The organism is Sulfurospirillum sp. 1307 (genome assembly GCF_054408545.1).
Genome location: NZ_CP176011.1, coordinates 2,241,479 through 2,255,781 on the forward strand (window position 1 = coordinate 2,241,479; position 14,303 = coordinate 2,255,781).

A 14,303-nucleotide genomic window follows, 5' to 3' on the forward strand; every position below is an offset into this window, starting at 1 on the left:
TCAACTAAATCTTTCAACAATACAAATTATTAAAAGTTCTATAATTCAAAAAATATACCTACAATCTTTACATGTAAAATGCTTTTAGAATCATAGCTTTGGTTAAACTAAAATCTTTTCTAAGCTACATTGTAAAGTATTTACATAGCTTTGATGTCATATATTTTTTATTTTAGGAAAGTATAGAGCATAATTATTTCAATATATCTAGATATCTTGAAATATTATCATTTTAATGTTATACTTTTAAAATATATAAAAATAGATTAAAAGAAAGTACATGGAAAATATTTTAATAGATTATATACAACAATATGGTTTTGTTTCACTTTTTGCTTCACTAATAGTAGGAGTGATAACTTCTTTAGCTCCATGCTCTATTGTTACACTTCCTCTTTTAACAGGAAGTGCAATAACTTTGAGTGAAGATTTATCTCCAAAAGAAAAGAAAAAATTTATCTATAAATTTTCTTTTTTATTTGTATTTGGTTTAATCATCAGTTTTTCTATACTCATGCTACTTGTATCTAAAGTAGGGTTAATGCTTAGTGTTGCTCCAATTTGGGCGTATATACTAGCAAGCTTAGCAACACTTTTAGTTGCTTTTTATGCACTTGGTTATTTTGGTAGTATTGATAAACAAAAGGTGACAGATAAGTTTATAAAGTTTAAGCTTTATGGTGCAATTATCATCGGCTTGATATTTGGTCTTGTTAGCTCACCTTGTGCAACAGCTCCTTTGATAGCTATCATTACAGTTGCTGAAAACTCTGGATGGATATATTCTTACCTTTTAGTATTGGCTTTTGCGATTGGTCATGCTAGTTTATTGTTGCTTGCAGGAATTTCCATAGGTTTTGCACAAAATATTGCTAGTTCTGCTCTATTAAACAAAATTAGCAAATTTGTAAATGTATTTTTTATTGTTACGCTATTTATTATTAGCGGATATTTTGCTTATAAAGCATATCTTTTATTTTAAGGAATATCATGAAGAAACTTTTTATTTTGATTGCACTGTTGATTGCAACTTTTAATCTTATTGCAGCCGAACCAACGCTTAAGGCAACTCCTTTTTCTCAAATAAAAATTGGAAACGGTAAAGCTTTAATGTTAGAATTTGGCTCAACTAGTTGCCACTCTTGTGTTGAAATGGGTAAAATTTTATATAAGATAAAATCATAATACCCAAAAAGCAACATACATTTTGTAGATATCTACAAAGACATGAAAGCTGCACAAGGATTTGGTATTAGGATGATTCCTACTCAAGTTTTTCTTGATGAAGAGGGAAATTATATAGGAAATCATGTAGGACTAATAGAACAAAAGGAACTAATTAGTACTCTTAAAAAACTAAAAATATTATAGGTAAGATTAGTGAAAGAACATGAAAACAATGACAAAGGGAATTACAAATTTTCATACCATTATGTAATCATATTATAAAAACTTCGATAAAAAAATTTAATCAATCAAAAATAGCTACATGTAGAACTATTTTAAATATATCAAATTGCTAATTGATAAAAACAAACATTATTTATACTACATAAAAACACAAAAATTAGCTTCTTAGCAATAATTTTGATCAATAATTTAATTTTACTTCTTTTAGATTATTGGACATCTAACAAAATGATTATCTCCTATATCTACTAATTCAGGATGAATTAGTGCACATTTGTCATTTTTATATTGACATCTATTTTCAAAGAAACACCCTTTTGGTAAATCAATGGGACTTTGTATCTCTCCTGTCTTCAACACACTCTCAGTAGCCAAAGGAGTATGAATATCAGGTACAGTAGAAAAAAGCATTTTTGTGTATGGATGTTTTGGGTTTTTAAATAATTCTTTTTTACTAGCATATTCTACTATTTCACCAAGATACATAACTGCAATGTAATCACTAATATGCTTTACAACGCTTATGTCATGAGTTATAAAAAGCATTGTGGATTTATATTTTTTTTGTAAATCCATCATTAGGTTTAGAATTTGAGCTTGAATTGATACATCAAGTGCAGAAATTGGTTCATCTGCAAGTATTAATTCTGGTTTTAAAATCATAGCCCTTGCTATTGCTATTCTTTGTCTTTGTCCTCCCGAAAACTGATGCGGATACCTTTCAAGATAACTATAATCTATTCCTACATCTTTACATAATGATAATATGGCTTCCTGTCTATCTTTTTTATTCATATTAGTATGAATTTTTAATGGCTGTTCCAATATAGTTTTTATTTTTTTTCTTGGATTTAGTGATGAGTATGGATCTTGAAAAATCATCTGTATATCTTTTTGAATATCTCCTCTTTCATCTGGAGCTAATTTTGCTATATCTTTTTCCTTGAACAATACTTTACCTTGCGTAGCTTGATAAAGGCCTAATATAACTTTTCCTACTGTAGTTTTTCCACATCCACTTTCACCTACTAAAGATAGTGTTTTTCCTTTATAAATATTAAAATTAACTTTATTTAATGCATGTAAATCTTTTTTTTCAAAAGTACCAACTTTAACACTAAAAATTTTTTCTACATCCCTTACTTCTAATAATTTTACTTCACTTTGTGGCAAAATACAATCCTTTTATCAATCTTTTGCATTTGTGGATAAGTATCACACTGTTCATCTGCAAACTCACACCTATCTTTAAAATAACAACCTTTTGGCAAATTCAAAAGTGAAGGCATAATACCTGGAATTTGATACAACCTTTCTTTATCATCATTAAGCTTTGGTAAACACTCAATTAGACCTTTTGTATATGGATGCAAAGGATTAAAAATAACATCTTCTTTTTTCCCATACTCTACAATTCTACCAGCATACATAACAGCTATTTTATCACAAAGTTGAGATACAACAGCAATATCATGGGTTATAAGGATTAGAGCTGAATGGAACTCTTTACTTAACTTTTTCATCAGATATAATATTTGAGCTTGTATTGTAACATCTAAAGCTGTTGTTGGCTCGTCCGCTATTAATAATTTAGGATTATTCAAAAGTGCCATAGCTATTACAACTCTCTGTTTCATTCCTCCAGAAAGTTGATGAGGATAACTTTTCATTCTTTTCTCTGCAGCAGGCAATCCAACAGTTTTTAAAATTTCAACACAAGTATTATAAGCATCTTTTTTTGTAACATTTTTATTGTGATAAAGTATAGCCTCCATTAATTGTTTTCCAATGGTAACTACGGGATTTAATGATGTTTGAGGATCTTGAAAAATCATAGCTATTTCATCTCCTCGTATCTGCTCCAATTCATCTTGGGTTAATTCTACTAGATTCTTGCCATCAAAGATTATATCACCATCTACAATCTTACCAGGAGGATCAATTAATCCAAGTATAGAAAACCCAGTAATAGACTTCCCAGCTCCACTTTCACCAACAATACCTAAAATTTCTCCTTTTTCTATCGAGAAACTTGTTCCATCTACTGACTTAACTACCCCATTTCTTGTAAAAAAATGTGTCTTTAAATTTCTTACTTCTAATAAAGCCATCCTTTGCCTACCTTTTTAACCTAGGATTCATAATATCTCTCATCCTGTCACCTATAAGATTTATAGATATAATCAAAATCATCAATAAAATCCCAGGGAATACAGATGCCCACCAATAACCACTAAAAAGAACCTGGTAACCATTAGAAATTAAAGAACCTAATGATGGTTCAGTTATAGGTACACCTAAGCCTAAAAAGCTCAAAGTAGCTTCCAAAATAATAGCGTTTGCTATTCTAACAGTAGCTATTACGATAATTGGTGCCATAGTATTTGGCATAATTTCTCCAAAAATTATCCAAAAATTGCTCATTCCTAGTGCTTTTGCAGATTGGGCATAATCTTTTTCTTTTTCAGACAAAACTACACCCCTAGCAGTTCTTGCATAATAGACCCAATTTACAATAGTAATAGCAATTACAATTTTTCCTATACCTTCACCCCACAATGCCATGATTATAAGAGCTATTAGTATTGCTGGAAAAGAAAGTTGTATATCAGCAATTCTCATAATGATACTGTCTACCCAACCACCATAGTATCCAGAAATAAGTCCTAATGTATAGCCTATCATCACAGACAATAATGTACTTGCTATTCCTACATATAAAGAAATTCTCAAACCATATATCATTGCAGAAAAAATATCTCTTCCTTGCTCATCAGTTCCCAACCAAAAATTATTATTTGGGGGTTGAAAACTATTTTCCAAAAAGAGCTGTGTTAAATCATAGGGATTTTGATATGAAAACAAAGAAGGAAATAGAGCAAATATAGATAAAAATATAAATATTATCAAACCAGATACTGCTAGTTTATCTTCAAAAAATTCTACAACGAGTTCACTTTTAAAAATTTTCATGTTATACCCTCACCCTAGGATCGATAAAAGTATACAGCACATCTACAATAAAATTTATAGCAACAAATATAAAAGATATAACCAACAAATAAGCTACTACTATAGGTCGATCTAAATTTTGTATAGAGTCAATTATTAATTTACCTGTCCCAGGCCATGCAAAAATAGTTTCTGTAACAATTGTAAAAGCAACTAACTGCCCAAACTGTATACCAATAACTGTAATTAATGGGATTAGAGAATTTTTTAATGCGTGGTAATATACAATCACTCTTCTAGGAACCCCTTTAGCAGCTGCTAATTTTATATAATCTTGCATCATTACTTCCATCATACCAGTTCGTGTTAACCTTAAGATAAGTGCGAGTTGAAAAAATGACAATGTCAATACCGGCATAATTAAATGTTTTATACCATCCCATGTAAAAGCACTAGTAAAAAGGTAAACTTCACCTCTTCCTGAACTAGGTAAGACACCTAAGATAACAGAAAAAATCAATACAAGCACCATACCAGTCCAAAAAACAGGTACCGATATACCACTTAATGATAAAAACATTATGAGCCTACTATACCATGCTTTTGGTTTAATAGAAGATATAACGCCTAGAGGAATACCAAACAGTATAGAAAAAAGCATAGCTAAAACGGAAAGCTCTAATGTAGCAGGTAGTCTTTCAAAAACTACATCAAGGGCTGGTTGCCCATAAACAAAAGAATTACCCAAGTCACCTTCTGATACTTTAATCAAAAAAGCTTCATACTGTTTTATAAAAGATTTATCTATACCTAAAGCGTGCCTCATTTCAATGACATCTTGTTGGGTTGCATCAGGTGGCAGTAGAAGCTGAACAGGATCTCCTGCTTTAAACATTATAAAAAACACTATGAAACTTATAACAAACATAACTATAACGGAGTGAAATAATCTATTTAAGATATATTTTAACATCTTCTTCCCTTGAAAGTTCACCTCCAAAAGGAGGTGAAAAAACTTATTTTATATCAAAAGCCCAAATTCTACTGTCTGTTCTTGGTGCAAATTTGATTTTTTTACTACTTGCATATATATCAACTTGATAATGCAAAGGAATAATACTTTGATCGTCTACTATTGCAATTTTTTGAGCTTTTTGCATCTGTTTAACACGAGATTTTGGATCCATATTTGCATCACTTTCTTCTATAAGCTTATCAACTTCAGGGTTAGAATATTTACCGTTGTTATATCTTCCATATCCTTTTTCGTCATCTTTTGAATGAACAACGCCATCTAACATTGAACTTCCATCACCATCACTACTAGCCCATCCTATAAGGAAAAAGCTTGTTTGTTGCTTAGCTGTTTTAGGGAAGAAAGATGATTTTGGAACAGCACTTACTTTTACTTTAATTCCTATTTTTGCTAAAGAAGAAGCAATTGCCTGAGCTATTTGAGCATCATTTATGTATCTATTATTAGGAGCATCGAGTGTAACGGTAAAACCATTTGGATAACCTGCTTCAGCTAATAATTTTTTAGCTTTAGCTGGATCATACTTAAATCTCTTAATAGAAGGATCATATCCTACAACAACACTTGGATGGAACTGAGACGCAGGCTCTGCAAATCCTTTCATTATGTGTTTTATAATAGCATCTTCATTTATTCCATAATATATTGCTCTTCTTACTCTTACATCCATAAATGGATTTTTACCATCTGATGTTTTAACATATGGTGATTTATCTCTAAATTGATCCATTTGTAAATATATTAATCTTAAACCAGGTTTCACAAAGGTATTTAATTTAGAATTACCTTTTATTCTATTTACGTCAACTACAGGAACTCTATTAATCAAATCAACTTCGCCACTCAAAATTGCTGCAGTTCTAGTAGCATTATTAGATAGTACTCTAAAAACAACATCATCAAAATTTGGTTTTCCTGCCCAATAGTTTTGATTTGCTTTTAGTTTTATTTGATCGCCTTTTCTCCATAAATCTAACTTATAAGGACCTGTTCCAATTGGATTTAATCCTATCCAATCATCATTTTTATTTTCAACTGTTTCTTTATCTAATATATTAACATAAGTCAATTTCCTTAGAAATACTGGAAAGGCTTTTTTTGTAGTAAACTTAACTGTAAAATCATCGACTTTTTCAACATTCTCTATCATCGATACTTTACCTTTAAAACCAGATTTTTTCCAGTTTTTAATCCTGTCAAAAGAAAATACAACATCATCTGCAGTAAATGCATTCCCATTATGAAATTTTACACCCTTTCTTAACTTCATAATCCAAACTGTTGGTTCAGGATTACTCCATGATTCTGCTAAACTAGGGTGAACTTTAATATTCTCATCAAATCTTACTAATGTGTCAAATATATTTGACAAAATACTATTCGTTGCTGTTTCGTTAAAAAACTGCGGGTCCATAGAATAAGCACCGGATGCTAAACCAATCTTTAAAGTTTTAGCAACACCCATTGTACCAAGTAGTGCCAATGTAGCTATTGCAACTGTAAATTTTTTTTTCATACCTTCTCCTTTAGGTTTATTTATACTCTTATAATCTAAAGATAAACAATCTATAGAACCTCATTTACTCAAATATCCCCAACTTTAAAATTATTTATTTAATAATTTACTCATAAATAAAACAAATATTTTTATTCTATAAATAAGTGATTCTTTGTATATAAATTCCTTCTTAGTATGACTATAGTTACCTACTGCACCCATTCCATCAATTGTCGGAATACCCATTGCACTTAAAAAATTGCCATCAGAACCACCACCTGTTGACATTTCTTCACATTTTATTCCTAGGTCATTTGAAGTATCTATATATAATTTTGCTATTTGTTGACTCTTTGAACTCTTTTCCAAAGGAGGTCTATTTAATTCTAAATTATATTTAACCTCAGCACCAACTGAATTTTTAGAATTTAAAATATTTTCTATATCATCAAAAAGTTTTTCTTTTTGATTCATAGTTAAGAATCTAATATCAACCAATATCTTTGTATTTGCAGGAACTACATTTCTAGCCACGCCACCATCAATCTGATTACAACCAACTATAATACCACTATCATAATCATTAAGTGCTTCTAGTTTTGATATTATTTCACAAGCAGCAAGTATAGAGTTTATTCCTTCCCAAGGTTCAACTCCAGAGTGAGCAGGTTTTCCTATAATCTCAATATCTAAAGTAGCAATACCTTTTCTCTGTGTTACAATTCTAGTGCCTGGCCTGCCTGGTTCAAAAACAAATCCAGCTAAAGCACCTATAAACTCTTTTTCAATAATTTCTTGAGAATCTAAAGATCCTACCTCTTCATCAGAATTAAACAATATCTTAAATGGTAATTCAATATCAGGATATAATTCTTTTAAAATATAGCAAGAATACATTACAACTATAAGACCTGATTTCATATCATTAGTCCCTGGACCTTTTAGAAGACCATCAACTTCTTTTAAACTTTTAAAATCACTTTTAGGGGAATGTACTGTATCAAAATGTCCTATTAATGCATAGAAATTTTCCTTCTTTTCTTTTCCATACATCAAATGTGGTCTAGCTTTTTTACTAGAATATACAGTTTCTAATGGAATATTAAGACTAAAAGAAATCTCCAACAATTTATTCATCACCATATTAATACCATCTAAGTTAGATGTAAAACTGTTTATATTAACAATATTTTCAAAATTTTTATATATTTCCGATGACTTATCATTTAATATAAGGTCTATCTTATCTGTCATTTGTTTATTCCTTATTGTACATAAGATTGATTATTACCAATGGTTTATAAATTAGAGCTTAATACAATAGTAAAATAAAACTATTTTGAAATAAAGTTACTTTTTTACGTTATAATGTCTCAATACAAAATTTCATAGGAGAAATACATGTCTAGGACTATTCAAAAAGTTGCAATAACAGGCGGAACACACGGAAATGAACTTACAGGGGTGTACCTTGTTAATAAATTTAAAGAAAATCCACAAATAATAAAACGAAATAGTTTTGAAACAATATGTATGCATACTAATGTAGGTGCAATGAAAAAATGTACTAGATATGTAGATATAGATTTAAATAGAACGTTTATAACAAAAGACTTAAATGACCCTTCAAAATATTTGTACGAAGAAATATTAGCAAAAAATATTAATGAAAAACTTGGACCAAAAGGGGCAAAAAAAACTAATGTAGATTTTATTGTAGATTTACACTCTACAACTTCCGATATGGGTTTATCAATTGTTATTGATAACAATAATCCATTAACTTGGCAAGTGGCTGCACACTTAAAAGAGATGGTTCCCAATTTGAAAATTTTTAGATGGGAAGGAGATACAAATGAAGTATCTTTTTTAAACTCTATTACAAAAGATGGCTTTGCTATCGAAGTAGGCCCTATACCTCAAGGTGTTTTAAGAGCGGATTTGTTTTTTGAAACAGAAAAACTAATTGGACATATACTTGATTATTTTGAAAACTTAAATACAAACAAAATAACTACAAAATATAAAGAGATAGAAATTTATGACTATGTAAAATTAGTTGATTTTCCAAGAGGAGAAAATGGGGATTTAAATGCAACTGTTCATCCAAATCTACAAGATAATGGGTATTATAAGCTTAGAAAAGGAGATCCACTTTTTATAACATTGGATGGAAAAATTATACAATACTTAGAAGAAAAAGACCTATATGCATTGTTTATCAATGAAGCAGCATATTATGAAAAAGGCTTCGCAATGTGTTTAACTGAAAAAAAGATAATAAATATCTAAAGAATTTTACTCTATTAAAATAATATTGAATACGTTAACTAATTTAAAGCGTATTCAATATACAATATACATCTATATATCTTGATATATTAAATATTTTATGCTATACTTCGTTGAAAAAAACAAAGGCAATCTATGTGGAAACAACTGGTTGACTACCTCACAGTTGATATTTTGGGCTTAGAGGGGCATTTAAATGAAGCTATAAATTTCTTTATTTATGATGTTGGAAAAATTTGGTTTTTATTGATTACTATTATTTTTGTAGTTTCATACCTAAGAACTCATTTTAACACTGAGTATGTAAGAGCTCACTTACAAGGTAAATCTCAGTTTTATGGAAATGTTTTAGCAGCACTCTTTGGGATAATTACTCCTTTTTGTAGTTGTAGTGCAATTCCTCTTTTTTTAGGATTTATTCAAGCTAGAATTCCTCTTGGGGTTACATTTTCATTTCTTATAAGCTCACCTATGAACAATGAAATTGCGATTGCTCTTTTATTTGGACTTTTTGGCTGGAAAATCACAGCTATTTACATCGGATTTGGACTTATTGTAGCGATATTTGGAGGATTTTTCATCGGAAAGCTAAATTTAGAAAAATATATCTTGCTAGATGTAAAGCCAATGGAAGGTGAACTTGAAGAAGTTAAAATCAAAATGACATTTAAGCAAAGAGTGAAAGAAGCATGGGATTATACAGCTGATATATTTAAAAAGATTTATATTTATGTTATGATAGGGGTTGGAATTGGGGCTTTTATACATGGCTATATACCAGCTGATTTTATTGCTAAATATGCCGGGGGAGATAATCCTTTTGCTGTTTTAATCGCAGTTTTGATGGGAATACCAATGTATTCAAATGCTGCTGGTGTTATGCCGTTAGTTGAAGTGTTAACAGGAAAAGGAATGCTTTTAGGAACTGCTCTTAGTTTTATGATGGCAGTAACTGCTCTTAGTCTTCCTGAAGCTATGATATTAAAAAAGATTCTACATGTAAAGCTAATAGGAGCATTTTTTGGAATAGTTGGTGCTGGTATTATAGGTGTTGGCTATCTTTTTAATGCTATTTTATAAAAAAAGGAGATTTATAGGTGAAAATAGAAATACTAGGAACGGGATGTTCTAAATGTAAAGCACTTGAAGAAGCTACAAAACAAGCAGTTGCAAAAATTGGTGGATTTCATACAGTAGAAAAAGTTGAAGATATTATGAAAATCATGGAGTATGGAGTTGTAAGCACTCCAGGACTTGTTGTTGATGGTGTTGTTAAAAGTACAGGAAAACTTTTAAGCGTTGATGAAATAGTTAAAATCTTACAAAATTAAAACCCAATATAACCCGAACTAGTAAAATAAACTAGTTTAGGTTATATGGACTTATCTCATCATTTAATTTAAGCCATCCTTTTACGATTCTGTAAATATTCCAAATCATAGAAATCAAAAGAATAAACCAACCAATACCTATAAAAATCGTTAAAACTCCTACAAAACTAAGCGCAAAAGTCACCCAAAAAGTATTGATTTGCCACCTAAAGTGATCTTCAAGCCACTCTATTTTGCTATCGCCTTTTTTAACATAAGCTATTATCACACCGATAAGATAAGTTATCCCAAAAAAATATGACAATGCATAAAGCAAATAAACAACAAAAATAACTTTTTTAGTTGATTCTATCTTTTTTTCTTCCAAATACTGCATAAATAACCTTTGTAACATCGTTATAATGAAAATTATACTAAAATAATACCAAAAGGAGAACTTTGAAAACAGAAAATAAAATAATATTTTACATACTACTGGTTTTTGCAATGCTAGGCTGGGGTTCGTCTTGGGTAAATGTAAAGGTTTTAAGCTCATACATAAATGAATATCAAATGATGTTTTTACGATTTGGAATAACTGCAATTAGTATGCTCCCAGTAATCATCTTTTTAAAAAAATCATTTAAGATAGATAAAAAAACTGCCTTTATTGCACTTATAGCTGCAATTGCTAACATACTTTATATGAAATTCTTTTTTCTAGGTACAAAACTAGGGAGTGCTGGACTTGGAGGAGCTTTAGTAACAACTTTGGTTCCAATCAATACTTTTTTAATAATGGCTTTGTTTTTTGGTAAAAAAATAAAAAATATTGATTTTTTTGCTCTTATACTTGGTGGATTTGGAGTTATGATGATGCTTGGAATTTGGAGTATGCCAAGTTCTATGATTCTTACAAAATATAATTTTTATTTCATATTAGCTTCCATATTTTGGCCAATACTTACAATCATAAGTTCAAAAAACACTCTAGTTTCACCTATCGTATTTGTTTTTTACATGTACACTTTAACAACTATCTTATCTTTTATATTTTTCATTGATATCTCATTTGTTAAAAACATACAATATGATAATCTGTTTTTATTAAATATCTTGCTAATTTCCATAGGAGGAACCACTTTTGCAACCTCTATATACTTTATAGGTATAGAAAAACTTGGCACCAATGAAGTTAGCTCTTTTATCTTTTTAGTACCATTTTTTGCTATTGCACTAAGTGCTATCTTTTTAAAAGAAAACATAGGTTTACATGTAGTAATTGGAACAATTATGACTGTTATCGCCGTTTCAATATTAAACAATATCAAATTTGATATAATAACTACTATAAAAAAATCAAAATAATCTTCTGTACAAAGTACTAGCTTTAGCAAGAGGAATTTTTAATGGGCTTTGCTCATTAAAAAGGAGAAATTAAGATGAAATTAACGCACCTAGATGAAAAAGATAGACCAAAGATGGTAGATGTATCAGACAAAGCAGATACCTTTAGAGTAGCAGTAGCTAGTGGAATTATAAAAATGAGTTCTGATGCATACTCTATGATAACAAATCAAAAAACAAAAAAAGGTCCTGTAATTCAAACAGCAGTAATCGCTGCTATTATGGGGACTAAAAAAACTAGTGATTTAATCCCAATGTGTCATCCTTTGATGCTAACTAGTGTCAATGTAGATGTAGAAGAATTACCAGAGCTTCCTGGATTTAAACTTTTTGTAACTGCAAAACTAAAAGGCCAAACTGGTGTTGAAATGGAAGCTTTAACTGGAGTTAGTATTGGCTTGTTAACCATATATGATATGGCAAAAGCAATTGACAAGTCAATGGTTATCTCAAATGTCCAGTTAGAATCAAAAAGTGGAGGCAAGAGTGGAGAATTCAAAAGAGAAGCTTAAACTTGATTACCCTTGCAATTGGGAATACAAAGCGATTTGTGAATCACACCATGACATAAGCCAAATAGCATCTGATGTGCTAGATAAAAAAGAGCACACCATAAAACAATCAAACAACTCAAAAGGTGGCAAATACACTAGTCACACTATCACAACACTAGTAAATAGTGATGATGAAAGAAAAGCTATCTATGAAGAGTTAAAAAAACACAAATCTATAAAATTTGTACTATAAGGAAATAAAATGAAATCTTTACAAAATATATTTAGTGCCTCGCTAGAAGAAAATAAAAACAACAAAAATCTATCAGCCATAATTCATGAGTTAACTTTTGAACTATCCAAAAAAAGAATTCAGAGATTAAAAGATGATGCAAATATACAAAATAGACTTGGAGAGCTTTTTGAAGTATATATGCGTTCACTAAATAGTGCAAATCTTGAAACAAAAGAAAATATAGAAGCTATTATCTCAGGTCTTATAAAAGCTGCAAATCATGATAAAGAAGAATTTTTATATAAAACAATTTACGAAAAAGAACAACTTGAAAAATATATAGAAGAGCAAAAAAGTAGTATTAGACACAATATCTTAAATACATTTAATATACTAGAATCACACATCCAAAATATGGAAAATACAAATTCTGATATTTCACTTCAAGCACTAAGTGATACTAAATTAAAAAGTATAGAAATGCTAGGAATTCTAAGAGAAACTGCAAGTGAAGCACTTTTAACAACTCTTGAAAAAGCTGTTGATATAGAAGATACAGCCTTTGAAATAACAAAAAACATAACATATCAAGCGATAAATGAAGGTGATTTTTTAAAGAAAAGATTTTTAGATATTTCAAAAAACATCATAGAAGTTGCAATTGAAATTGCAGACAATGACCAAGCAAACGCAAAAGAGTTACTAAGTGGTGTAATCCATGGTACAAAAGAGGGTATGGCAAAGGCAATAGACAAATTTAAAAATGACCTTAAATTTGCACCAGAAGAGATTGAAGACCTTAGCAATAAAAATCTATCTAACATAAAAAAAGAGCTAATAAGAGTTGAAGATGATTTTATAAGCCTATTAGAAGAGTTAAAAAACATAAGTGATGGTATATCAAAAGAGATTATATCTAATATTCTTGATGAAGAGCTCAACAGCTCTTTAGCAAAAATCAAAAGAGTAACTGCTGAAACAAGCGAAACTATTAGCCAAAAAATAGAAGAGCTAAAAAATAATTCTGCCTATTTAGACAATGATTTTATTAAAAAAGCTGAGAAAAAAATAGAAGAATTAGAAAAAATAGCAGAAGAAAAAGTAGAATCAATTAAAAATAGTGAAGCAACTAAAAAAGCAGCAAAAGAGGCAAAAAGAGTTGGTGAACATGCATGGAAACTAGCAAAAAATGCCCTTAAAAGTGCCCAAGATGCAATCAAAAAATAAATTTACAACATTTTGTGAGATATTATCATGCTAAGAAAAACAACTTCTTTTATAATGCTTTTTTCATTTGTTATTATGGTTGTAAGTGGTGTTGCTGAGTTTATATCACCTTTTGGAAGACTTGCAATGATGATAAAATGGAAAATGCTTGGTATTGATAAAATGCAGTGGCAAGCGCTTCATCTATCTTTTATGGTAGTTTTTACAATAGCTGGATTAATTCATATCTGGCTAAATATAAAACCTATAAAGGCATACCTTAAAAACAAAGCAAGAAAAATGGTATTTTTTACAAAAGAAATGTTTATAGCATTGGCAATAACTATCATATTATTTGTAGCAACTATAGAAAAGTTTGAACCTATAGAGCATTTTGTCAAATTAAACAAAAGTTTTAATAGTTATTGGATAGAACAGTTTAAAAAAGATAGGCTAAGATAAT

General features: G+C 29.7%; 17 protein-coding genes. 10 read left to right on the top strand and 7 right to left on the bottom strand.

Features of this window, described 5'->3' with window-relative positions; translation table 11 throughout:
• Positions 1–280: 280 nt before the first annotated feature.
• Positions 281–982, top strand: coding sequence for a cytochrome c biogenesis CcdA family protein (locus tag ACKGJI_RS11475; RefSeq protein ID WP_458700457.1), 702 nt, complete (start codon positions 281–283; stop codon positions 980–982).
• A gap of 8 nt (positions 983–990) precedes the next feature.
• Positions 991–1,185 carry a hypothetical protein gene (locus ACKGJI_RS11480; RefSeq protein WP_458700458.1) on the top strand — a complete coding sequence of 65 codons (195 nt, stop codon included), beginning with the start codon at positions 991–993 and terminating at the stop codon, positions 1,183–1,185.
• A 429-nt stretch (positions 1,186–1,614) separates the two neighbouring features.
• Here the strand turns inward: ACKGJI_RS11480 and ACKGJI_RS11485 are convergent, their stop codons facing one another.
• The 6 genes from ACKGJI_RS11485 to ACKGJI_RS11510 all read right to left on the bottom strand — a co-directional run bounded on the left by ACKGJI_RS11485 (position 1,615) and on the right by ACKGJI_RS11510 (position 8,150).
• Positions 1,615–2,583 (bottom strand): ABC transporter ATP-binding protein, encoded by a 969-nt coding sequence (locus ACKGJI_RS11485; protein WP_458700459.1) that lies wholly within the window; start codon positions 2,581–2,583, stop codon positions 1,615–1,617.
• Complete coding sequence (locus ACKGJI_RS11490; RefSeq protein WP_458700460.1) at positions 2,565–3,521, bottom strand: ABC transporter ATP-binding protein; 957 nt, start codon at positions 3,519–3,521, stop codon at positions 2,565–2,567. Before ACKGJI_RS11490 ends, ACKGJI_RS11485 begins: the two co-directional genes overlap by 19 nt.
• Before the next feature lie 7 nt (positions 3,522–3,528).
• Positions 3,529–4,383: an ABC transporter permease gene (locus tag ACKGJI_RS11495; RefSeq protein WP_458700461.1), complete on the bottom strand. Its 855-nt coding sequence runs from the start codon at positions 4,381–4,383 to the stop codon at positions 3,529–3,531.
• Between the two features lies 1 nt (position 4,384).
• The gene (locus tag ACKGJI_RS11500) at positions 4,385–5,335 is read right to left on the bottom strand and encodes an ABC transporter permease (protein WP_458700462.1); all 951 of its coding nucleotides are present in this window, start codon (positions 5,333–5,335) and stop codon (positions 4,385–4,387) included.
• A gap of 43 nt (positions 5,336–5,378) precedes the next feature.
• Positions 5,379–6,914, bottom strand: coding sequence for an ABC transporter substrate-binding protein (locus tag ACKGJI_RS11505; RefSeq protein ID WP_458700463.1), 1,536 nt, complete (start codon positions 6,912–6,914; stop codon positions 5,379–5,381).
• A gap of 90 nt (positions 6,915–7,004) precedes the next feature.
• Positions 7,005–8,150, bottom strand: a complete 1,146-nt coding sequence (locus tag ACKGJI_RS11510; protein ID WP_458700464.1) for a M20/M25/M40 family metallo-hydrolase — start codon at positions 8,148–8,150, stop codon at positions 7,005–7,007.
• A gap of 147 nt (positions 8,151–8,297) precedes the next feature.
• Between ACKGJI_RS11510 and ACKGJI_RS11515 the strand changes: the two genes are divergently transcribed.
• The 3 genes from ACKGJI_RS11515 (at position 8,298) to ACKGJI_RS11525 (ending at position 10,519) form a co-directional block, all read left to right on the top strand.
• Complete coding sequence (locus ACKGJI_RS11515) at positions 8,298–9,188, top strand: aspartoacylase (protein WP_458700465.1); 891 nt, start codon at positions 8,298–8,300, stop codon at positions 9,186–9,188.
• Positions 9,189–9,323: 135 nt separating this feature from the next.
• The gene (locus ACKGJI_RS11520) at positions 9,324–10,268 is read left to right on the top strand and encodes a permease (protein WP_458700466.1); all 945 of its coding nucleotides are present in this window, start codon (positions 9,324–9,326) and stop codon (positions 10,266–10,268) included.
• Between the two features lie 17 nt (positions 10,269–10,285).
• Positions 10,286–10,519 carry a thioredoxin family protein gene (locus ACKGJI_RS11525; protein WP_458700467.1) on the top strand — a complete coding sequence of 78 codons (234 nt, stop codon included), beginning with the start codon at positions 10,286–10,288 and terminating at the stop codon, positions 10,517–10,519.
• A gap of 31 nt (positions 10,520–10,550) precedes the next feature.
• On the opposite strand, the gene ACKGJI_RS11530 is transcribed toward ACKGJI_RS11525, so the two are convergent.
• Complete coding sequence (locus ACKGJI_RS11530; protein ID WP_458700468.1) at positions 10,551–10,895, bottom strand: DUF4870 family protein; 345 nt, start codon at positions 10,893–10,895, stop codon at positions 10,551–10,553.
• A 62-nt stretch (positions 10,896–10,957) separates the two neighbouring features.
• On the opposite strand from ACKGJI_RS11530, the gene ACKGJI_RS11535 reads away from it, so the two are divergent.
• The 5 genes from ACKGJI_RS11535 to ACKGJI_RS11555 all read left to right on the top strand — a co-directional run bounded on the left by ACKGJI_RS11535 (position 10,958) and on the right by ACKGJI_RS11555 (position 14,302).
• Positions 10,958–11,866: a DMT family transporter gene (locus ACKGJI_RS11535; RefSeq protein WP_458700469.1), complete on the top strand. Its 909-nt coding sequence runs from the start codon at positions 10,958–10,960 to the stop codon at positions 11,864–11,866.
• 74 nt (positions 11,867–11,940) lie between these two features.
• Complete coding sequence (gene moaC, locus ACKGJI_RS11540) at positions 11,941–12,417, top strand: cyclic pyranopterin monophosphate synthase MoaC (protein ID WP_458700470.1); 477 nt, start codon at positions 11,941–11,943, stop codon at positions 12,415–12,417.
• Positions 12,392–12,652 carry an HP0495 family protein gene (locus ACKGJI_RS11545; RefSeq protein ID WP_458700471.1) on the top strand — a complete coding sequence of 87 codons (261 nt, stop codon included), beginning with the start codon at positions 12,392–12,394 and terminating at the stop codon, positions 12,650–12,652. Before moaC ends, ACKGJI_RS11545 begins: the two co-directional genes overlap by 26 nt.
• A 9-nt stretch (positions 12,653–12,661) precedes the next feature.
• A complete protein-coding gene (locus ACKGJI_RS11550) occupies positions 12,662–13,861 on the top strand; it encodes a DUF6781 family protein (RefSeq protein WP_458700472.1) in 1,200 nt (399 codons plus the stop codon).
• Positions 13,862–13,888: 27 nt separating this feature from the next.
• The gene (locus ACKGJI_RS11555; RefSeq protein WP_458700473.1) at positions 13,889–14,302 is read left to right on the top strand and encodes a DUF4405 domain-containing protein; all 414 of its coding nucleotides are present in this window, start codon (positions 13,889–13,891) and stop codon (positions 14,300–14,302) included.
• Position 14,303: the final 1 nt, after the last annotated feature.

What these genes read in the sequence shown, in the direction of transcription:
- ACKGJI_RS11495 (WP_458700461.1), bottom strand. Translation starts at nt 4,383, where the DNA reads ATGAAAATTTTTAAAAGTGAACTCGTTGTAGAATTTTTTGAAGATAAA.
- ACKGJI_RS11490 (WP_458700460.1), bottom strand. Translation starts at nt 3,521, where the DNA reads ATGGCTTTATTAGAAGTAAGAAATTTAAAGACACATTTTTTTACAAGA.
- ACKGJI_RS11555 (WP_458700473.1), top strand. Translation starts at nt 13,889, where the DNA reads ATGCTAAGAAAAACAACTTCTTTTATAATGCTTTTTTCATTTGTTATT.
- ACKGJI_RS11510 (WP_458700464.1), bottom strand. Translation starts at nt 8,150, where the DNA reads ATGACAGATAAGATAGACCTTATATTAAATGATAAGTCATCGGAAATA.
- ACKGJI_RS11550 (WP_458700472.1), top strand. Translation starts at nt 12,662, where the DNA reads ATGAAATCTTTACAAAATATATTTAGTGCCTCGCTAGAAGAAAATAAA.
- ACKGJI_RS11475 (WP_458700457.1), top strand. Translation starts at nt 281, where the DNA reads ATGGAAAATATTTTAATAGATTATATACAACAATATGGTTTTGTTTCA.
- ACKGJI_RS11500 (WP_458700462.1), bottom strand. Translation starts at nt 5,335, where the DNA reads ATGTTAAAATATATCTTAAATAGATTATTTCACTCCGTTATAGTTATG.
- ACKGJI_RS11530 (WP_458700468.1), bottom strand. Translation starts at nt 10,895, where the DNA reads ATGCAGTATTTGGAAGAAAAAAAGATAGAATCAACTAAAAAAGTTATT.
- ACKGJI_RS11480 (WP_458700458.1), top strand. Translation starts at nt 991, where the DNA reads ATGAAGAAACTTTTTATTTTGATTGCACTGTTGATTGCAACTTTTAAT.
- ACKGJI_RS11505 (WP_458700463.1), bottom strand. Translation starts at nt 6,914, where the DNA reads ATGAAAAAAAAATTTACAGTTGCAATAGCTACATTGGCACTACTTGGT.
- ACKGJI_RS11520 (WP_458700466.1), top strand. Translation starts at nt 9,324, where the DNA reads ATGTGGAAACAACTGGTTGACTACCTCACAGTTGATATTTTGGGCTTA.
- moaC (WP_458700470.1), top strand. Translation starts at nt 11,941, where the DNA reads ATGAAATTAACGCACCTAGATGAAAAAGATAGACCAAAGATGGTAGAT.
- ACKGJI_RS11515 (WP_458700465.1), top strand. Translation starts at nt 8,298, where the DNA reads ATGTCTAGGACTATTCAAAAAGTTGCAATAACAGGCGGAACACACGGA.